The sequence below is a fragment of the Kocuria sp. U4B genome (assembly GCF_054875615.1).
On the sequence record NZ_CM142180.1, the window covers coordinates 2,736,105 to 2,755,150 of the forward strand.

The 19,046-nt window shown below is 72.5% G+C and carries 17 protein-coding genes; 13 read left to right on the plus strand and 4 right to left on the minus strand.

The annotated features are described in order from the left end of the window. Positions 1–10 precede the first annotated feature (10 nt). The 4 genes from ACYSMR_RS12910 (at position 11) to ACYSMR_RS12925 (ending at position 3,705) form a co-directional block, all read left to right on the plus strand. The gene (locus ACYSMR_RS12910) at positions 11–847 is read left to right on the plus strand and encodes an exodeoxyribonuclease III (RefSeq protein ID WP_461745713.1); all 837 of its coding nucleotides are present in this window, start codon (positions 11–13) and stop codon (positions 845–847) included. A 78-nt stretch (positions 848–925) separates the two neighbouring features. Then, complete coding sequence (gene trpS / locus ACYSMR_RS12915; RefSeq protein ID WP_251333522.1) at positions 926–1,987, plus strand: tryptophan--tRNA ligase; 1,062 nt, start codon at positions 926–928, stop codon at positions 1,985–1,987. Positions 1,988–2,015: 28 nt separating this feature from the next. Beyond that, positions 2,016–2,579, plus strand: coding sequence for a 2'-5' RNA ligase family protein (locus ACYSMR_RS12920; protein ID WP_251333521.1), 564 nt, complete (start codon positions 2,016–2,018; stop codon positions 2,577–2,579). Between the two features lie 10 nt (positions 2,580–2,589). Beyond that, entirely contained in the window at positions 2,590–3,705 is a 1,116-nt protein-coding gene (locus ACYSMR_RS12925; protein ID WP_461745716.1) for a YhjD/YihY/BrkB family envelope integrity protein, read from the plus strand. 111 nt (positions 3,706–3,816) lie between these two features. Here ACYSMR_RS12925 and ACYSMR_RS12930 read toward each other — a convergent pair whose 3' ends face one another. The 4 genes from ACYSMR_RS12930 to sdhC form a co-directional block, all read right to left on the minus strand. Beyond that, positions 3,817–4,779 carry a succinate dehydrogenase iron-sulfur subunit gene (locus ACYSMR_RS12930; protein ID WP_461745718.1) on the minus strand — a complete coding sequence of 321 codons (963 nt, stop codon included), beginning with the start codon at positions 4,777–4,779 and terminating at the stop codon, positions 3,817–3,819. Further along, a complete protein-coding gene (gene sdhA, locus ACYSMR_RS12935) occupies positions 4,779–6,530 on the minus strand; it encodes a succinate dehydrogenase flavoprotein subunit (RefSeq protein ID WP_251333519.1) in 1,752 nt (583 codons plus the stop codon). Before sdhA ends, ACYSMR_RS12930 begins: the two co-directional genes overlap by 1 nt. Positions 6,531–6,639: 109 nt before the next feature. Beyond that, positions 6,640–7,128, minus strand: coding sequence for a succinate dehydrogenase hydrophobic membrane anchor subunit (locus ACYSMR_RS12940; RefSeq protein ID WP_251333518.1), 489 nt, complete (start codon positions 7,126–7,128; stop codon positions 6,640–6,642). 4 nt (positions 7,129–7,132) lie between these two features. Further along, positions 7,133–7,525, minus strand: a complete 393-nt coding sequence (gene sdhC / locus ACYSMR_RS12945) for a succinate dehydrogenase, cytochrome b556 subunit (RefSeq protein WP_251333517.1) — start codon at positions 7,523–7,525, stop codon at positions 7,133–7,135. A 235-nt stretch (positions 7,526–7,760) separates the two neighbouring features. Between sdhC and ACYSMR_RS12950 the strand changes: the two genes are divergently transcribed. The 9 genes from ACYSMR_RS12950 to ACYSMR_RS12990 all read left to right on the plus strand — a co-directional run bounded on the left by ACYSMR_RS12950 (position 7,761) and on the right by ACYSMR_RS12990 (position 19,042). Beyond that, the gene (locus tag ACYSMR_RS12950) at positions 7,761–8,876 is read left to right on the plus strand and encodes a mannose-1-phosphate guanylyltransferase (protein ID WP_461745721.1); all 1,116 of its coding nucleotides are present in this window, start codon (positions 7,761–7,763) and stop codon (positions 8,874–8,876) included. A 50-nt stretch (positions 8,877–8,926) separates the two neighbouring features. After that, positions 8,927–10,186: an amidohydrolase gene (locus ACYSMR_RS12955; protein ID WP_251333515.1), complete on the plus strand. Its 1,260-nt coding sequence runs from the start codon at positions 8,927–8,929 to the stop codon at positions 10,184–10,186. Between the two features lie 143 nt (positions 10,187–10,329). Beyond that, positions 10,330–11,436 (plus strand): BMP family lipoprotein, encoded by a 1,107-nt coding sequence (locus ACYSMR_RS12960; protein WP_461745724.1) that lies wholly within the window; start codon positions 10,330–10,332, stop codon positions 11,434–11,436. A 118-nt stretch (positions 11,437–11,554) separates the two neighbouring features. After that, positions 11,555–13,108, plus strand: a complete 1,554-nt coding sequence (locus ACYSMR_RS12965) for an ABC transporter ATP-binding protein (RefSeq protein WP_461745726.1) — start codon at positions 11,555–11,557, stop codon at positions 13,106–13,108. Next, a complete protein-coding gene (locus ACYSMR_RS12970; RefSeq protein ID WP_461745728.1) occupies positions 13,105–14,355 on the plus strand; it encodes an ABC transporter permease in 1,251 nt (416 codons plus the stop codon). The genes ACYSMR_RS12965 and ACYSMR_RS12970 overlap by 4 nt, the downstream gene beginning before the upstream one ends. Further along, positions 14,352–15,716 (plus strand): ABC transporter permease, encoded by a 1,365-nt coding sequence (locus ACYSMR_RS12975; RefSeq protein ID WP_461745730.1) that lies wholly within the window; start codon positions 14,352–14,354, stop codon positions 15,714–15,716. Before ACYSMR_RS12970 ends, ACYSMR_RS12975 begins: the two co-directional genes overlap by 4 nt. Positions 15,717–15,810: 94 nt before the next feature. Beyond that, positions 15,811–16,176: a cytidine deaminase gene (locus ACYSMR_RS12980; RefSeq protein WP_309125979.1), complete on the plus strand. Its 366-nt coding sequence runs from the start codon at positions 15,811–15,813 to the stop codon at positions 16,174–16,176. A gap of 20 nt (positions 16,177–16,196) precedes the next feature. Further along, a complete protein-coding gene (locus tag ACYSMR_RS12985) occupies positions 16,197–17,504 on the plus strand; it encodes a thymidine phosphorylase (RefSeq protein ID WP_251333510.1) in 1,308 nt (435 codons plus the stop codon). 113 nt (positions 17,505–17,617) lie between these two features. After that, positions 17,618–19,042: a hypothetical protein gene (locus ACYSMR_RS12990; RefSeq protein ID WP_461745732.1), complete on the plus strand. Its 1,425-nt coding sequence runs from the start codon at positions 17,618–17,620 to the stop codon at positions 19,040–19,042. Positions 19,043–19,046 lie beyond the last annotated feature (4 nt).

A 19,046-nucleotide genomic window follows, 5' to 3' on the forward strand; every position in this document is an offset into this window, starting at 1 on the left:
TGCCCCCCGCATGACCCGCCCCGAGAACGCCCTGCGCGTCGCCACCGTCAACGTCAACGGCATCCGCGCCGCCTACAAGCGCGGCATGGCCGCCTGGCTCGCCGGGCGCGACGTCGACATCCTGTGCCTGCAGGAGGTCCGCGCCCCCGACAAGGTCGTCCGCGAGCTGCTCGACGAGCAGGTCTGGGACGTCCACCACGCCGAGGCCGCCGACAAGGGACGGGCCGGCGTCGCCGTCGCGACCCGCCGCGACGCCCACGGCGGGACGCTGCTGCCCACCGGCCGGCGGGACTCCATCGGCCACGAGCACTTCGCGACGTCGGGCCGGTGGGTCGAGACCGACCACGCCCTGGCCGACGGCAGCACCCTCACCGTGGTCTCCGCCTACGTGCACTCCGGCGAGGTCGGCACGGTCCGCCAGGACGACAAGTTCCGGTTCCTCGACGTCATGACCGAGCGGCTGCCCGCGCTCGCCCGGACCAGCGACCACGTGCTCGTGGTGGGGGACATGAACGTCGGGCACACCGAGCTCGACATCAAGAACTGGAAGGGCAACGTCAAGAACGCCGGGTTCCTGCCGGAGGAGCGGGCCTACTTCGACCGGTTCTTCGGCGAGCACGGCTACCACGACGTGGCCCGCCGGCTCGCCGGTCCCGTCCCCGGCCCCTACACGTGGTGGTCCTACCGCGGCAAGGCGTTCGACACCGACGCCGGCTGGCGCATCGACTACCACATGGCCACGCCCGGGCTCGCCGAACGGGCCGTGACCGCCGTCGTGGACCGCGCCGCCTCCTACGACACCCGCTTCTCCGACCACGCCCCCGTGGTGGTCGACTACCGGCTCTGACCCCGGCGCCGAGCACCACCGAGCACCACCGAGCGCCACCGAGCATCACCGACCACCTCCGATCGAAGGACCCGCACCGTGACTGCTGACCCCGCCCCGTTCGACGTCCCCACCTCCGGCAGGCCGCGCGTGGTCTCCGGGGTGCAGCCCTCCGCGGACTCCCTGCACCTGGGCAACTACGTGGGCGCGGTGCGCAACTGGGTGGACATGCAGGACGACAACGAGTGCGTGTTCTTCGTCGCCGACCTGCACGCCATCACCGCCGAGCAGGACCCCGCCCGGCTCGCGGAGCGGACCCGGATCACCGTGGCCCAGTACATCGCCGCCGGCATCGACCCCGAGCGCTCCACCCTGCTGGTGCAGTCCCACGTCCCCGAGCACGCCCAGCTGGCGTGGGTGCTCAACTGCATCACCGGCTTCGGCGAGGCCTCGCGGATGACCCAGTTCAAGGACAAGTCCGCCAAGCAGGGCGCGGACAACGCCACGGTGGGGCTGTTCACCTACCCGGTGCTCATGGCCGCGGACATCCTCGTCTACCAGGCCCACCAGGTCCCGGTCGGCGAGGACCAGCGCCAGCACCTCGAGCTGACCCGCAACCTGGCCCAGCGCTTCAACGCCCGGTTCGGGGACACCTTCGTGGTGCCCGACGCGAAGATCCTCGCGGAGTCGGCGAAGATCTACGACCTGCAGAACCCCACGGCCAAGATGTCCAAGTCCGCGGCGTCCGAGAACGGGCTCCTGCGCCTGCTGGACCCGGCGAAGAAGAACGCGAAGAAGATCAAGTCGGCCGTGACCGACGACGGCACCGAGATCCGCTTCGACCGGGAGGCCAAGCCCGGGATCGCCAACCTGCTCACCATCTACTCCGCCCTGTCGGGGCGCACGGTCGACGACGTCGTCGCGGAGTACGAGGGCCGGATGTACGGCCACCTCAAGGTGGGACTGGCCGAGGTCGTCACCGAGACCCTCACCCCCATCCAGCAGCGGGCGCAGGAGCTGCTGGACGACCCGGCGGAGCTGGACCGGATCCTCGCCCGCGGCGCCGAGAAGGGCCGGGAGGTCACCGCCCGCACGCTCGCGACGGTCTACGACCGCGTGGGCTTCCTGCCCCGCCTCGGCGCCCCGGAGGGGCTGGGCTAGGCTGGATCCCGTCCCGTGAGGAGTTGAGTTGACCAGAACGCAGCAGTCTCCCACCCTCCGCCCCGGCCGGGTCTACGCCGGAGTGGTGATCGAGCTGCCCGAGCCCGTGGGCCGGGAGCTGCAGGACTGGCGCGCGTCCTTCGGGGACCCCGCGTCCTACGCCGTGCCCGCCCACATCACGCTGATGATCGCCCCCCAGGAGGCGTGCTGGGACGACGTCGTCGAGCGCGTGCGCTCCGTGGCGCGCGACTGGCGGCCGTTCCGGGTGGAGATCAACGGCACCGGCACCTTCCGCCCGGTCACCCCGGTCGTCTACCTGCGGATCGGGGAGGGCGGCGAGGAGTGCCGGGCGCTGCACGAGGCCCTGCACGAGGAGCGGCTCGTCTCGGCGTCCCCCTTCGACTTCCACCCGCACGTCACCATCGCCCACGCCGTGGACGAGGAGGACCTCGACCGGGCCCAGGACATGCTGCGCACCTACCGCGCCGGGTTCCTCGTGGACCGGATCGGGCTCTACGAGCTCGACGTGGAGGGCGTGTGGCAGATCCGCGAGGAGTTCCCCTTCGAGGGCGGCGGGCGAGAGCGGGCCTGACCCGCGTGCCATGAGCACCCGCGCCCGGCCCCGCACCGGCCCCGCCCCCGCGATGGCTCCGCGGGCGGTGGACCGGCACGGGCTGCGCCGGGAGGCACTGCGCCAGCGGGCCCTGCTGGACCGGGCGCGCGCGGAGGGCGCCGGGCCCGGCGCCGTGGCCGCCGGCCTGCTCATGGTGGGGCTCTGCGAGCTGTTCCGGCGCCTGCCCGTGCGGGTGGTCATGCACTACCTCTTCCACGGCGGGCCCCTCATGGCGGCCGGGCTGTCCTTCGTCCTGATCTTCGCGTCCACCGCGCTGCTCGTCGTGGGCTTCTCCGTGATCGGCGTGTTCCTGGGCAACGACCCCGTCGTGCGGGACACGGTGGTGGCGGCCGTGACCGCCCGGGTGCCCGGGCTGCTGGACACGGGAGCCGGGGGAGTGGTGCCCCTGGAGCTGCTCCAGGACACCCGCCCGTTCACCCTCGCCACCCTGATCGGCTCCGGCGTGCTGGTGTTCACGGGGTGGCGGTGGGTCGCGGGGGTCCGGCTGGCCTTCCGCCGGCTCTTCGAGGTGCCGCCCGCCCGCGGCCTGCCCGTCGCCGCCGTCCCGCGGGACCTGCTGGGCCTCGTGATCCTGGGCGTGCTGCTCGCCCTGTCCGCGGCCGCCAACAGCGCCGCCTCCGGGCTGCTGGGCTTCCTCCTGGGCCTCGCCGCCGACCTCGGGTGGGGCGGCGGGCCGTCGTGGCTGGGGCACGGGCTCACCTGGGCCCTGTCCACCCTGCTGGTCGTCCTGCTCGACGCCCTGTTCGCCCTCGAGCTGGTCCGCGGCATCGCCGGGCTGCGGCTCACCCGCCGCGCCCTGCTGGCCACGGTGCTGGCCGCCGCCGCCGGCAACTTCCTGCTCCGCTACCTGGGCGGGACCGTGATCGCGAGCAGCACCGCCAACCCCTACCTGCTCTCCGCGGCCCTGATCATCGGCGTGCTGGTGTGGTTCTACCTGTTCAGCCAGGTCCTGCTCTTCTCCGCCGCCCTGGGCGCGATCGTCCAGGCCGACCAGCACGGCGGGCAGGTGCACCCGGCGCAGGAGGCCGTGGCGATCACCGTGGTGCCCGCCTCCGCCCTGCCGCTGCCCCCCGGGGACCGCTGAGGTCCGCCGAGGCTGAGCACCGCCGAGGGTCCGACGACGACGGCGGCCCGCCTCCTGCGCGCAGGAGGCGGGCCGCCGTCGTGGGGTCCGGGGACCTTCACGGGGAACCGGTCACATGGAGCGGCTCAGGATCGCGTTCTTCACCTCGGCGATCGCCTTGGTGATCTGGATGCCGCGGGGGCAGGCCTCGGTGCAGTTGAAGGTCGTGCGGCAGCGCCACACGCCCTCCTTGTCGTTGAGGATCTCCAGGCGCAGGTCGCCGGCGTCGTCGCGGGAGTCGAAGATGAACCGGTGCGCGTTGACGATCGCGGCCGGACCGAAGTACTGGCCGTCGGTCCAGAACACCGGGCACGACGACGTGCACGCCGCGCACAGGATGCACTTGGTGGTGTCGTCGTAGCGGGCCCGGTCCTCCTGGGACTGGAAGCGCTCGTACGTGGGCTCGTTGCCGCCGGCCACGAGGAAGGGCATGATCTCGCGGTAGGACTGGAAGAACGGCTCCATGTCCACGATCAGGTCCTTCTCGCACGGCAGGCCCTTGATGGGCTCCACGGTGACGGGCTTGGACAGGTCGAGGTCCTTGAGCAGCACCTTGCAGGCGAGGCGGTTCTGGCCGTTGATGCGCATCGCGTCCGAGCCGCACACACCGTGGGCGCAGGAGCGGCGGAAGACCAGCGTGCCGTCGATCTCCCACTTGACCTTGTGCAGGGCGTCCAGCACGCGGTCGGTGCCGTACATGGTGAGCTTGAACTCGTCCCAGCGGACCTCGTCCGAGACCTCCGGGTTGTACCGGCGGATCCGCAGGGTGAGGTCGAAGGTCGGGATGTCGGCGCGCTCGACGTCGTCCTGCACGTCGATCTTCGAGGCCGGGGCCGCGCCCTCGGCGTTCGCCGCGGCCGGGTCCTGGGAACCGGCGACGTCCTGGGCGTCCACGGCGGGGGAGTCGGCGTCGGTCTTGTAGCCCGCACGGTCGTCCTGGGCGTGCCCGGGCGCCTGCCCGTGCTCCTGCACACGGTCCTGCGGGTCGTTGCTGCGGCCGTTCTCCGGCCGCTCGGGAGTGTGGGAAGGGGACATCAGTACTTACGCTCCATGGGCTCGTAGCGGGTGAAGATGACGGGCTTCGTCTCCTGACGGATCCCGGCGGTCGGCGACGAGGGGTCGAGGTAGACCATCGAGTGCGCCATGAAGTTCGCGTCGTCGCGGTCCGGGAAGTCCTCGCGGAAGTGGCCGCCGCGGGACTCCTGGCGGTGCAGCGCGGCCACGGTCATGACCTTGGCCAGCTGCAGCAGGAAGCCGAGCTCCACGGCCTCCAGCAGGTCCAGGTTGAACCGCTTGCCCTTGTCCTGGATCGAGATGTTCGCGTACCTGCGCTCGAGCGCCGCGATGTCGTCGAGGGCCGTCTGCAGGGTCTCGGCGGTGCGGAACACCTGGACGTTGAGGTCCATGGTGTCCTGCAGGTCCCGGCGGATCGCCCCGACCTTCTCGGTGCCGGTGCCGTTGCGGGCGTTGTCCAGGAGGGCGACCGTGGCGTCCAGGGCGTGGTCCGGGACGGGCACGAACTCCGCCTGCTGGGCGTACTCGGCGGCGTAGATCCCGGCCCGCTTGCCGAACACGTTGATGTCCAGCAGGGAGTTGGTGCCCAGGCGGTTGGACCCGTGCACGGACACGCACGCGACCTCGCCGGCGGCGTAGAGGCCCGGGACCACGGTCTCGTTGTCGGCGAGCACCTCGGCCTTGATGTTGGTCGGGATCCCGCCCATGACGTAGTGGCAGGTGGGGAACACCGGGACCGGCTCCGTGTAGGGCTCCACGCCCAGGTAGGTGCGGGCGAACTCGGTGATGTCCGGGAGCTTCGCGTCGATGTGCGCGGGCTCGAGGTGGGTCAGGTCGAGCAGGACGTAGTCCTTGTTCGGCCCGGCGCCGCGGCCCTCGCGCACCTCGTTGGCCATGGAACGGGCCACGATGTCGCGCGGGGCGAGGTCCTTGATGGTGGGGGCGTAGCGCTCCATGAACCGCTCGCCGTCCGCGTTGCGCAGGATCCCGCCCTCGCCGCGGGCGGCCTCGGAGACGAGGATGCCCAGCCCGGCCAGGCCGGTCGGGTGGAACTGGATGAACTCCATGTCCTCGAGGGGCAGGCCGTTGCGGAAGGCGATGGCCATCCCGTCGCCCGTGAGGGTGTGGGCGTTGGAGGTGGTCTTGAAGACCTTGCCGGCGCCGCCGGAGGCGAAGACCACGGACTTCGCCTGGAAGACGTGCAGCTCGCCGGTGGCGAGGTCGTAGGAGACGACGCCCGCGGTGCGGCGCTGGCCGTCGACCTCGGTCATGATCAGGTCCAGGACGTAGTACTCGTTGAAGAACTCCACGTTGTGCTTGATGCAGTTCTGGTAGAGCGTCTGGAGGATCATGTGCCCGGTGCGGTCTGCGGCGTAGCAGGCCCGGCGGACCGGGGCCTTGCCGTGGTCGCGGGTGTGGCCGCCGAAGCGGCGCTGGTCGATCTTCCCCTCCGGGGTGCGGTTGAAGGGCAGGCCCATCTTCTCCAGGTCGAGGACGGCGTCGATGGCCTCCTTGGCCATCACCTCCGCGGCGTCCTGGTCGACCAGGTAGTCACCGCCCTTGACCGTGTCGAAGGTGTGCCACTCCCAGTTGTCCTCCTCGACGTTGGCCAGGGCCGCGCACATGCCGCCCTGCGCCGCGCCGGTGTGGGAGCGCGTGGGGTACAGCTTGGTCAGTACGGCTGTGCGGGAGCGCTGGCCGGCCTCGATGGCGGCGCGCATACCGGCACCACCGGCGCCGATGATCACCACGTCGTACTTGTGAACCTGCATACCGGATGTTCTTTCTGTTCGGTGTTCGGAAGATGTTCTCGGTGCCCCGGTCGCCCTCGGCCGGACGGCAGAGAGCGGCCCGTCACGGGACGGGCCGCCGGGGCCGGGCTCAGCCCGCTTGGCAGAAGGACGCCAGCAGCTCGGCCTCCGCGCCGGTCGGGCAGGGCTCGAAGGTGAAGATCACCAGGGTGCCGAGCAGGATCACGAAGGCGGAGGTCACCGTCAGGAGCATCTTCAGCCAGAAACGGGTGCGGTCGCGCTCGGCGTAGTCGTCGATGATCACGCGCAGGCCGTTGGTGCCGTGCAGCATCGCCAGCCACAGCAGCACGAGGTCGAAGACCTGCCAGAACGGGCTGGCCCACTTACCGGCGACGAACGCGAAGTCCACGGCCTTGACGCCACCCTCGGGCGAGACGAGGTTGACCCACAGGTGGACGAAGACGAGCGCCAGCAGGACGACGCCGGAGACGCGCATGAACAGCCACGCGTACATCTCGAAGTTGTTGCGCTTGGTGGAGGCGCGGTTGTACTTGGTGCCGTTGACCTCGAGGTCCTTGCTGCGGGGGACCGAGATGCGTGCCTTGAGCGGAGTGCTCATGTGATTAACCCCCGAAGACGTGAGTGAGGTGACGGACGAGGAACGGGATCATGACGACCAGCCACAGGGCGAGCACGCCCCACAGCATCTGCTTCTGGTACTTGGTGCCGTAGCGCCAGAAGTCGATCAGGATGATGCGCAGGCCGTTGAACGCGTGGTAGACGATGGCGGCGACCAGGCCGGCCTCGCCGAGGCCCATGATCGGGTTCTTGTAGGTCGCCATGACCGCGTTGTAGGCCTCGGGCGAGACCCGCACGAGCGCGGTGTCGAGGACGTGGACCAGAAGAAAGAAGAAGATGGCCACGCCCGTGATGCGGTGAGCGACCCAGGACCACTGGCCGTGGGCCTGGCCGCGGTACAAGGTGCCCCTGAAGGTGCCCTCGGATGTCTTCGCCACTGAAAAACCTCCCTGAGTCGCTCGCCGTCGTGCGCTCTTGAAAACCGGGAATTCGCACTGCGCACAACGGGAGCGGAGCCCTGCGGACTCTGTGTCGGATATTGCGCGAGTTCCCTTCCACGATACCAGTACGGACGATGTTTACTGACACCCTGTCCCCCTCCGTGGTGCCGATATCGCGCACGGCGGACGGGCCGTTCGGGCCCCGCCGCGCCGAGGCCGTAAGGTGAGGAGCGTGACCACTCCCCTCGCGCACTTCCACCCCTTCGTCCCCGCCGGCGGGGTCGGGTCCCGCCTGTGGCCGCTGTCCCGGGCCGACGCCCCGAAGTTCCTGCTGGACCTCACCGGATCGGGCTCGTCCCTGCTGCGGGCCACCTACGACCGGCTCGCCGGGCTCAGCGACGGCCGGGTCATGGTGGTCACCGGCCGCACCCACGCCGCCGCGGTCTGCGAGCAGCTGCCGGAGCTCACGGAGGAGGAGCTGGTCCTCGAGCCCTCCCCCAAGGACTCCGCCGCGGCCATCGGGCTCGCCTGCATGCTGATCCAGCGCCGCGACCCCGACGCGATCGTCGGCTCCTTCGCCGCCGACCACGTCATCGAGCCGGCCGAGGCCTTCCACGACGTGGTCCGGGAGGCCGTCACCGCGGCAGCGTCGGGGCGGATCGTGACCATCGGCATCCCGCCGAGCTCCCCGGCGACCGGCTTCGGCTACATCCGGGCGGGGGCGCCCCTGGGGCTGGACGGCGCCCCGCACGCCCTGCAGGTCGAGCAGTTCGTCGAGAAGCCCGACGAGGAGACCGCCCGTGCGTACGTGGCGAGCGGCGACTACACATGGAACGCCGGGATGTTCGTGGCCCCCGCCGCCCTGATGCTGCGCCACCTCGAGGCCGGCGAGCCCGTGCTCTACGCCGGGCTGGCGGAGATCGCCGACGCCTGGGGCACGCCCGCGCAGGAGGAGGTCGTCGACCGGGTCTGGCCCGGGCTGCCCAAGACCGCCATCGACTACGCCGTGGCGGAGCCCGCGGCGGCCGCCGGGGACGTCGCCATGGTGCCCGCCACCTTCACGTGGGACGACGTCGGGGACTTCGCGGCGATCCGGCGGCTCAACCGCGTCGACCCGGAGGCGGACTGCGACGTCGCGGTCCTGGGGGAGAACAGCCGGGTGCTCGCGGACAGCTCCACGGGCATCGTCGTCTCGGACACCGGCCGGCTCGTGGCCCTGATTGGGGTGGAGGACATCGTCGTCGTCGACACCGCCGACGCCCTGCTGGTGACCACCCGTGAGCACGCCCAGCGCGTCAAGGACGCCGTCAGCGCCCTCAAGCAGAACGGCGACACGGACGTCCTCTGAGGCGCGCGGGTGCGCGCAGGGGGAACCGGACCCGGGAGTATCCTGGTCAGATGCCTGACGCGTCCCCCGCCACCGCCCCCGCCTCCGTGGAGGCCGGGCTGCCGCCCGCCATCGGCCCGCTGCTCAAGCGGTACCTGCCGGACCTCGTCTCGTTCCGCCGGGACCTGCACCGCCACCCGGAGCTGTCCTACCAGGAGTTCCGCACCACGGACCGGATCGTGGCGGCGCTGGAGAACATGGGCCTGGCCCCGAAGCGGCTCGCGGACACCGGGTGCTACGTGGACATCGGGCACGGGCCGATCGCCGTGGGCCTGCGGGCGGACATCGACGCCCTGCCCATCCAGGAGGCCACCGGCCTCGACTTCTCCTCGGTCAACGACGGGGTGGCCCACTCCTGCGGCCACGACATCCACGCGACCGTGATGGTCGGCGTCGCCAAGGTGCTCGCCGACCTGCACCGCACCGCCCACATCGCCGGGACCGTGCGGATCGTCTTCCAGCCCGCGGAGGAGCAGCTGCCGGGCGGCGCCCTCGGGGTGATCCGGCAGGGCGTGCTCGAGGGCGTGCCGCGCATGTTCGCCCTGCACTGCGAGCCCAAGGTCGACGTCGGGCAGGTGGGCACCCGGATCGGGGCGATCACCTCCGCGTCGGACACCGTGCGGATCGAGTTCGCGGGCCGGGGCGGCCACACCTCCCGCCCGCACCTGACGCAGGACCTCGTGTACGCGATGGCGCAGGTCGCCGTGAACGTCCCGGCGGTGCTGTCCCGGCGGATCGACGCCCGCTCGGGCGTGGCCGTGGTGTGGGGCCAGATGCACGCCGGCGTGGCGCCCAACGCGATCCCCGCCACGGGGTTCATGTCCGGGACGATGCGCTGCCTCGACGCCGAGGCGTGGCACCGGGCCGGGAAGCTGCTCGACGAGGTCGTCCACCAGGTCGCGGCGCCCTACGGCGTGGACGTGGCGCTCGAGCACATCCGCGGCGTCCCCCCCGTGGTCAACGGGGAGGTCGAGACCACCATGATCGAGAACGCCGCCCGCGCCGAGCTCGGCGAGGACGCGGTGGTGCTGGTGCACCAGTCCATGGGCGGCGAGGACTTCGCGTGGTTCCTCCAGGAGGTGCCCGGCGCCATGATGCGGCTGGGCACGCGCACCCGCGGGGGGCACACCTACGACCTGCACCAGTCGGACTACGTCGCGGACGAGGCGGCCATCGGGTGCGGGGTGCAGGTGATGGCCAGCACCGCCCTGCGGGCCATCCGGCTGCACGCCCGCGAGACGCACCGGACCCCCGTGCCGGACCAGGCCTGACCCGGGCCCGCGTGAGCGCGAATTAACGTCCCGCTCCGGCGGGGCGGCTTCTACCCCTGGGTAGAATGGCACCACGCCGCGCGTCCCCGCGCGGACGAGACCCGTTGCCCGCCGCCGGGTCACCCCCGTCTCCTGGAGGAACCATGACCACGTCATCCCGGACGTCCCGAGGCTCCCGCGGCCTCTCCGCCGCCGCGCTGCTCGGCGTCTCCGCCCTCGTCCTCGCCGGCTGCGGCGCCGCCCCCGAGGAGGGCGGCGAGGCCTCGGGCGAGACCACCGACTTCACGGGCTGCATCGTCTCCGACTCCGGCGGGTTCCAGGACCGCTCCTTCAACCAGAACTCCTACGAGGGCCTGCAGGCCGCGCAGGAGAGCATGGGCATCGAGGTCAACCAGGCCGAGTCCCAGGCCGAGACGGACTTCGAGCCCAACCTCAACTCCATGGTGCAGTCCGGGTGCGACCTCACGCTGTCCGTGGGCTTCCTGCTCGCGGACGCGACCCGGGCCGTCGCCGAGGCCAACCCCGAGGCCCACTTCGCCATCGTGGACGACGCCTCGATCGAGCTCGACAACGTCAAGCCGCTCGTCTACAACACGGCCGAGGCGGCGTTCCTCGCCGGCTACCTGGCCGCGGGCAGCACCCAGAGCGGGACCGTGGCGACCTACGGCGGCATGGACATCCCGACCGTGACGGTGTTCATGGACGGCTTCGCCGACGGCGTGGCCCACTACAACGAGGTCAAGGGCGAGAACGTCCGGCTACTGGGCTGGGACAAGGACGCGCAGGACGGCACCTTCGTCAACAGCTTCACCGACACCTCGGCCGCGAAGACCACCACCCAGAACTTCATCAACGAGGGGGCCGACATCGTCCTCCCCGTGGCCGGCCAGGCCGCCCTCGGCACCCTGGACGCCGTGGTGGAGGCCAACGACGGCGACCGCGAGGTCCGCTTCGTGTGGGTCGACGCCGACGGCTACGAGACCCTCGACCAGGGCAAGCAGTACCAGCTCACCTCCGTGCTCAAGCAGATGAGCACCTCCGTGCAGGACGTCGTCGAGACCGCCGCGGGCGGCCAGTTCGACAACACCCCGTACGTGGGTACCCTCGAGAACGAGGGCGTCGGCATCGCCCCGTTCCACGACCAGCAGGAGGCCGTGGGGGAGGAGCTCGCCGCGGAGGTCGAGCAGCTGCGGCAGGACATCATCGCGGGCACGATCACCGTCGAGTCCCAGAACTCGCCGCAGGCCTGATCCGGGCCATCCGCGACCACCGCACCCACCGCCGCCAGCGACGGCCCCGGCCGCTGCTGGCGGCGGTGGCGTGCCCGCCCGGGGCCGGCGCACGGCCCAGGAGGAGGACCACCCGACCATGAAGCTGGAACTGCAGTCCATCACGAAGCGCTTCGGTTCCTTCGCGGCCAACGAGGACATCGACCTCGTCGTGGAGCCGGGGCAGATCCACTGCCTGCTCGGCGAGAACGGCGCCGGTAAGTCGACCCTGATGAACGTCCTGTACGGGCTCTACCGGCCCACGGAGGGACGCATCCTCGTCGACGGCGCCGAGGTGTCCTTCAAGGGCCCCGGGGACGCCATGGCCGCCGGGATCGGCATGGTCCACCAGCACTTCATGCTGGTGCCCGTGTTCACCGTCGCGGAGAACGTGGCCCTCGGCGCGGAGAGCACCCGCGGCGCCACCCTGGACCTGGAGACGACCCGGCGGCGGATCCGGGAGATCTCCGACCGCTACGGCTTCCACGTGGACCCCGACGCGGTCGTCGAGGACCTGCCCGTGGGGGTGCAGCAGCGCGTCGAGATCATCAAGGCCCTCGTGCGGGAGGCCCAGGTGCTCATCCTCGACGAGCCCACGGCGGTGCTCACCCCGAAGGAGACCGACGAGCTGCTCGCGATCATGCGCCAGCTGCGGGCCTCGGGGAAGTCCATCCTCTTCATCTCCCACAAGCTGCGCGAGGTCAAGGAGGTCTCCGACGTCATCACGGTGGTCCGCCGCGGCCGCGTCGTGGGCCAGACCTCCCCGGAGGCGTCCACCTCCGAGCTCGCCGCCCTGATGGTGGGCCGCGACGTGTCCCTGACCGTCGCCAAGGACGAGGCCGAGCCGGGGGAGTGCGCCCTGGACGTCTCCGGACTGACCGTGGTCGGGGACAACGGCGTGAAGCTGCTCGACGACGTCAGCTTCACCGTCGCCCGCGGCGAGATCCTCGCCGTGGCCGGCGTGCAGGGCAACGGGCAGACCGAGCTCGCCGAGGCCGTCCTGGGCCTGCGCGAGCGCGCCACCGGGTCGGTGCGCCTCAACGGCAAGGAGCTGCTCGGCCGCTCGGTGCGCCAGGTCCTCGACGCCGGCGTCGGTTTCGTCCCGGAGGACCGCTCCACCGACGGGCTCGTGGGTCCGTTCACCGTGGCGGAGAACCTCGTGCTGGACCTCTACGGCGACGACCGCTTCTCCCGGGGCCCGTCCCTGCGCCTGGGCGAGGTCGAGGCCAACGCCCGCCGCGCCGTCGAGCAGTTCGACGTGCGCACCCCGTCGGTGGACGCGCCCGTGCAGACCCTCTCGGGCGGCAACCAGCAGAAGGTCGTGATCGCCCGGGAGCTCTCGCGGCCCCTCGAGCTGTTCATCGCCTCCCAGCCCACCCGCGGCGTCGACGTCGGGTCCATCGAGTTCATCCACGAGCAGATCGTCGCGGAGCGGGACAAGGGCGTCCCCGTGCTGATCGTCTCCACCGAGCTCGACGAGGTCTACGCCCTCGCCGACCGCATCGCCGTGTTCTTCCACGGCCGGATCATGGGCATCGTCGGGCCCGACACCCCGCGGGACGTCCTCGGGCAGATGATGGCCGGCGCGAGCGCCCACGAGGCGTCCGCGGCCGCCCACGAGTCCACCGCGCAGCACACGAAGGAGCAGGCATGAGTGCCACCGAGGCCGCCGCGGCGGCCCCCGACCAGCAGGCGGCGCCGCCGCCCACGGCCACCACGCCCGACGCCGCGCGGCGCACCTGGACGGGCGCCGCCCTGCAGTCCGTGCTCGCGATCGTCGCGGCGCTCGTGCTCGGCGGGCTGCTCATCGCCCTGACGGACGAGGAGGTCTCCGAGGCCGCGGGCTACTTCTTCGCCCGCCCCGGGGACACGCTCTCCGCGATGTGGGCGGCCGCGTCCTCGGCCTACGAGGCCATGTTCTACGGCGCGGTCTACAACCCCGGCGGCGACACGTTCGCGCAGCGGGTCTACCCGCTCACCGAGACCCTCACCGTGGCCACCCCCCTGGTCCTCGCCGGCCTCGCCGTCGCCGTGGCGTTCCAGGCGGGCCTGTTCAACATCGGGGCTCAGGGCCAGCTGCTCGTCGGCGCGACCCTGGCCGCGTACGTGGGCTTCGCGTGGCAGCTGCCCACGGGCCTGCACCTGCTCGCCGTCGTCGTCGCCGGCGCCGTGGGCGGGGCGCTGTGGGGGGCGGTCGTCGGGCTGCTCAAGGCCCGCACGGGCGCGCACGAGGTGATCCTGACGATCATGCTCAACTACATCGCGCTGAACCTCGTCGCCTGGCTGCTCACGCAGCCGGCGTTCCTGCGGCCCGGGTCGTCCAACCCGATCAGCCCCCAGCTCGCGGACACCGCGATGTTCCCCAAGCTGCTGGGCGAGCAGTTCCGCCTGCACTGGGGCTTCGCGCTCGCCGTGCTCGCGACCGTGTTCGTCGCGTGGCTGCTCAAGCGCTCGACCGTCGGCTTCGAGCTGCGCGCCGTCGGCGCGAACCCGCGCGCCGCCCGGACCGCCGGCATCTCCGTGACCCGGGGCTTCGTCGTGGTCATGGTGCTCGCGGGCGCCCTCGCCGGCCTGGCCGGCGTCGCCCAGGTGGCGGGCACCGAGCGGGCCCTCACCTCCGGGGTCGCCGCGTCGTTCGGCTTCGACGCCATCACCGTGGCCCTGCTGGGCCGCTCCAAGCCGTGGGGCACGTTCTTCGCCGGCCTGCTCTACGGGGCGTTCCGCGCCGGGGGCGTCACCATGCAGTCCATGACCGGGACCAACATCGACATCGTGCTCGTCGTGCAGTCCCTGATCGTCCTGTTCATCGCCCTTCCGCCGCTGCTGAAGACCGGCAGCGGCCGCGCCCGGTCCCGCCGCGGCCGGGGCGCCACCGCCGCCACCGAGGGGGTCCAGGCATGAGCCCGCACCATGAGTCACGGCGTCCCGACGCGGCGCCCTGGGCCGGCGGCAGCACCGCGGTCGGCGCCGCGGCGCCCCCGCTCGAGTCCGAACTGTCCACCGCCGCGGCCAACGAGGTCGTGGGCGTGCGCAGCTGGCGCACCCCCGTGGTCCTCGCCCTGCTGAGCCTGGTCGGCCTGGTCCTGTTCGGCCTCAACGCCCCGGACACCCGGGTGGCGTTCCGCGTCTCCGAGGAGGGCGACCTCTTCCGCGTGCCGGACCTCGCGGTCAACGGCGTGCTGTGGGGCTGGCTCGCCGTGGCCGTGCTGGCCGCCGTGACGGTCCTCGCGTTCCTGCGCGCCCGGGCGGGGGCGCACCTGCCCCGGTGGGCGGTGGCCGCCTTCGGCTTCTTCTTCGTCACCGGCTTCCTCGTGTGGGTCGTGGGCAGCTCCCGCACCCCGGACGTGTCCCTGTCCGGGCTGCTCGCCGGGTCCGTGGCGCTGGCGATCCCGCTGATCTTCGGCTCCCTCGGCGGGCTGCTGTGCGAGCGCTCCGGCGTGGTGAACATCGCGATCGAGGGCCAGCTGCTGTTCGGGGCGTTCGCCGCGGCCGTGGCCGGCTCCCTGTCCGGCAGCGCCTGGGTGGGCCTGCTGGCCGCCGTCCTGGGCGCCGCCCTCGTCTCGCTCGTGCTCGCGGTGTTCTCGATCGGCTACAAGGTCAACCAGGTCATCGTGGGCGTGGTGCTCAACGTGCTCGTCTCCGGGCTCACCGGGTTCCTCTTCGCCACGGTGCTCGAGCCCAACGCGAGCGTCTTCAACGCCCCGCCGCGGCTGCCCCGCTTCGCGGTGCCCGTGCTCTCGGAGATCCCGGTGGTCGGCCCGATCCTCTTCGACCAGTCCGTGATCGGCTACCTCATGTACGCCGCGGTCGCGCTCGTGTGGTTCGCCCTCTACCGGACCCGCTGGGGCCTGCGCACCCGGGCCGTGGGCGAGCACCCCAAGGCCGCCGACACCCTCGGCGTGCGGGTCAACGCCCTGCGCTTCCGTAACGTGGTGCTCGGCGGCATGGTCGCCGGCATCGGCGGGGCCTTCTACACCCTGGTCTCCGTCTCCGCGTTCACCCGCGACATGACCTCCGGGGCGGGCTACATCGCCCTGGCGGCGCTGATCTTCGGGCGGTGGAACCCGATCGGGGCGCTGCTCGCCTCCCTGCTGTTCGGCTTCGCCTCCAACCTGCAGTCGATCCTGTCGTTCCTGGGCACCCCCGTGCCCAGCCAGTTCCTCGCCATGCTCCCGTACATCGTGACGATCCTGGCGGTGGCCGGGCTCGTGGGCGCCTCGCGCGCGCCCGCGGCCTCCGGCCAGCCCTACACCAAGGAGTGAGCGCCCCGTGAGCACCGACCCCGCCCCCCGGCCGCCGGCCGCGGCCCCCGGCGGCGACCCCGCCGGCACCACGGCCGGCGCCGTCGACTGGGAGCTGCTGCGGGAGGCCGCCGTGGCCGCCCGCGAGCACGCCTACGTCCCGTACTCCCGCTTCCCCGTGGGCGCCGCCGCGCTGACGGAGGACGGGCGGGTGGTCTCCGGCTGCAACGTGGAGAACGCCTCCTACGGGCTGACGCTGTGCGCCGAGTGCACCCTCGTCTCCGCCCTGCACATGTCCGGCGGCGGGCGGCTCGTCGCGTTCGTGTGCGTGGACGGCCGCGGCGACGTGCTCATGCCCTGCGGGCGCTGCCGGCAGCTGCTGCACGAGCACCGGGCCCCGGGCCTGCAACTGCTCACCGTCTCCGGCGTGAGGACGATGGCCGAGGTCCTCCCCGACGCCTTCGGCCCCGAGAACCTCTAGCACCCCTCGAAAGGACCCCCATGACCGAGCAGTTCGACGCCGTCGACGTCATCCGGACCAAGCGCGACGGCGGCACGCTCTCGCCCGAGCAGATCGCGTGGGTCGTGGACGCCTACACCCGCGGCGTCGTGGCCGAGGAGCAGATGAGCGCCCTGGCCATGGCCGTGTTCCTGCGCGGGATGGCCCGCGAGGAGATCGCGCGCTGGACGCAGGCGATGATCGCGTCGGGGGAGCGGATGGACTTCTCGCAGCTCGTGCGCTCCGGGGCGCGCTCGGCCACCGCGGACAAGCACTCCACCGGCGGCGTGGGGGACAAGATCACCCTCCCGCTGGCCCCCCTCGTGGCGGTCCACGGGGTCGCCGTGCCGCAGCTGTCCGGCCGCGGCCTCGGGCACACCGGGGGCACCCTGGACAAGCTCGAGTCGATCCCCGGGTGGCGGGCGGCGCTGTCCAACGAGCAGATGCTGGCCCAGCTGCGGGACGTCGGCGCCGTGATCTGCGCGGCCGGCTCCGGCCTGGCCCCCGCGGACAAGAAGCTCTACGCGCTGCGGGACGTCACCGGCACGGTCGAGTCCATCCCGCTGATCGCCTCCTCGATCATGTCCAAGAAGATCGCCGAGGGCACCCAGTCGCTCGTGCTGGACGTCAAGGTGGGCTCCGGCGCGTTCATGAAGGACCTCGCCTCCGCCCGCGAGCTCGCCCGCACCATGGTCGACCTCGGCACGGACGCCGGGGTGGGCACCACCGCGCTGCTCACCGACATGTCGACGCCCCTGGGCCTGACCGTGGGCAACGCCGTCGAGGTCCAGGAGTCGGTCGACGTCCTCGCCGGGGGCGGACCGGCCGACGTCGTCGAGCTCACCGTGGCGCTGGCCGCCGAGATGCTCGAGGCCTCCGGCATCACCGGGGTGGACCCCGCCGACGCGCTGCGGGACGGGCGCGCGATGGACGTGTGGCGGGCCATGGTCTCCGCGCAGGGGGGCGACCCCGACGCCCCGCTCCCGCAGGCCCGCGAGTCCGAGACGCTCACCGCGCCGGCCGACGGCGTGCTGGCCGAGCTCGACGCGTACAAGGTCGGGGTCGCGGCGTGGCGCCTGGGCGCGGGCCGGGCCCGGAAGGAGGACCCGGTGCAGGCCGGGGCCGGGATCGTCCTGCACGCCAAGCCGGGCGAGCCCGTGCGCGCCGGCCAGCCGCTGATGACGCTGCTCACGGACACCCCCGAGCGCTTCGCCCGCGCCCGGGAGGTGCTCGAGGGCGCGGCCGTGGTCTCCCCCGGCGCCCCGGCGGACGGGCCGCGCCGCGCGGTGGTGCTCGAGACCGTGCGCTGAGCACCGGCAGCGCGTCCGAGGGGCGCGCCTATACTGCGGAGAGCACCAGCGAAACGAGAACCGAGGGCGTGCGCACGCGCTCAGAAGGGTGGGTCCAGGTGGGTCTGCGAGGAATGTTCCGGAAGAACTCGGCCGGCGAGGAGGCCGGCCGGGAGGCCGGGGAGCCGGAGCGCTCCGCGGCCCCGGCCGCCCCCACCGAGCGGGGAGCGGACGAGGCCCGGGAGCTGCCGGGCGAGGGCCCCCTGGCGTCCATCGTGGAGCGGCTCACCGCGCGCGGCGCCGACCGGGCGGTGCTCACCCTGGTCCAGCGCGGCAACACCATGACGCACCAGACCGAGCAGTCCGTGGGCGACGTGGCGCCGTCGGTGGAGTCGGGCACCGTGGACCAGGACTCCCCGCTCTTCGACGCGGTCGCGGACCTCTACAGCGAGGCCATGACCTCCCCGCGCGGCGCCTGGCACCGCGCGCGGATCGAGGTGGGCCCCGAGCGGGACGGGGTCCGTCCGGTCGTGACGACCTACGGCTTCGCCGACGGGGCCGAGACCGTGGACACCTGGCACTCCGGCCGGCCCACCCCGGAGGCGCCCGCCAGCGCGGTGGGCACGCAGGACGCCGCGGAGGACCGCCACGCCCCGGCCGGACCGGCCGACGATCAGCCGGGCGCCGATGAGCCGGGTGCCGAGCCGCCGGCCGACCGGGACCCGGTGACCGCCCTCGCAGCCGTCCCCGCCGCCGAGCCCGCGCCCGTGACCTCCGGCGTCCCCGTCATCACCGAGGTCGAGGACAGCGCCGGGTCCACGGCCGCCGCCGCGACCGCGCCGGCCGCCCCGGCCCCGGACGCCGGCGGGGAGCGCGTCCCCGACCACGTCGACCACGAGGAGTGGCACGAGGACGTCGAGCCGGCCGCCCCGACGGGCCCGGCCGCGGCGACGGCCGCCGCTGCCGCCGCCGGGACCGCCGCCGCGGGGGAGGACCACGACGCGTCCGCCCCCGAGACCGCCGTGACCACCGACGTCTCCCCGTCCTACCGGGCCCCCGCCGAGCTGCTGGACCGGCCCTCCCCGGAGAAGCTGGCGGACGGCAACCTCGTGCTCAAGGAGGTCGAGGTCCTGCGCCGGCTCGCCGACGCCCAGCGGCGGCTGTTCGGGGAGGACGGCACGGCGATGGACGTCTCCACGGTCCTCGTGCGGGTGCGCGCCCTCGGCACCTACTACGACGCCCTGACCCACGTGCGCAAGAACGGCTTCTGGGACCAGCGCCGCACCTTCGACCTCGTTCCTGAGGAGCTGCTGCACGTGCAGGAGCTCAAGGACGCGTCCTACGTGGAGGGCGCCGGGGCGCCGGTGGCCATGATGTTCCGCTTCCGCCCGGGCATCCCGCCGGAGGTGTCCTTCGACTACGCGGACGAGGAGGCGTTCGTGCGCTACGAGGAGCGCCTGCCCGCGCAGAACTACCTCGAGGAGCTGCGGATGTACCCCCGCACCGGGGCGAACATCCCGCAGCACATGAACGAGGCCCTGCAGGACTGGAACTACTGAGACC

Bases quoted from the DNA above. Each gene is read 5' to 3' on its own strand.
- ACYSMR_RS12925 (WP_461745716.1), top strand. From the start codon at position 2,590: ATGAGCACCCGCGCCCGGCCCCGCACCGGCCCCGCCCCCGCGATGGCT.
- sdhA (WP_251333519.1), bottom strand. From the start codon at position 6,530: ATGCAGGTTCACAAGTACGACGTGGTGATCATCGGCGCCGGTGGTGCC.
- ACYSMR_RS12975 (WP_461745730.1), top strand. From the start codon at position 14,352: ATGAGCCCGCACCATGAGTCACGGCGTCCCGACGCGGCGCCCTGGGCC.
- ACYSMR_RS12940 (WP_251333518.1), bottom strand. From the start codon at position 7,128: ATGAGCACTCCGCTCAAGGCACGCATCTCGGTCCCCCGCAGCAAGGAC.
- ACYSMR_RS12970 (WP_461745728.1), top strand. From the start codon at position 13,105: ATGAGTGCCACCGAGGCCGCCGCGGCGGCCCCCGACCAGCAGGCGGCG.
- ACYSMR_RS12985 (WP_251333510.1), top strand. From the start codon at position 16,197: ATGACCGAGCAGTTCGACGCCGTCGACGTCATCCGGACCAAGCGCGAC.
- ACYSMR_RS12955 (WP_251333515.1), top strand. From the start codon at position 8,927: ATGCCTGACGCGTCCCCCGCCACCGCCCCCGCCTCCGTGGAGGCCGGG.
- ACYSMR_RS12960 (WP_461745724.1), top strand. From the start codon at position 10,330: ATGACCACGTCATCCCGGACGTCCCGAGGCTCCCGCGGCCTCTCCGCC.
- ACYSMR_RS12930 (WP_461745718.1), bottom strand. From the start codon at position 4,779: ATGTCCCCTTCCCACACTCCCGAGCGGCCGGAGAACGGCCGCAGCAAC.
- ACYSMR_RS12910 (WP_461745713.1), top strand. From the start codon at position 11: ATGACCCGCCCCGAGAACGCCCTGCGCGTCGCCACCGTCAACGTCAAC.
- ACYSMR_RS12990 (WP_461745732.1), top strand. From the start codon at position 17,618: ATGTTCCGGAAGAACTCGGCCGGCGAGGAGGCCGGCCGGGAGGCCGGG.
- ACYSMR_RS12965 (WP_461745726.1), top strand. From the start codon at position 11,555: ATGAAGCTGGAACTGCAGTCCATCACGAAGCGCTTCGGTTCCTTCGCG.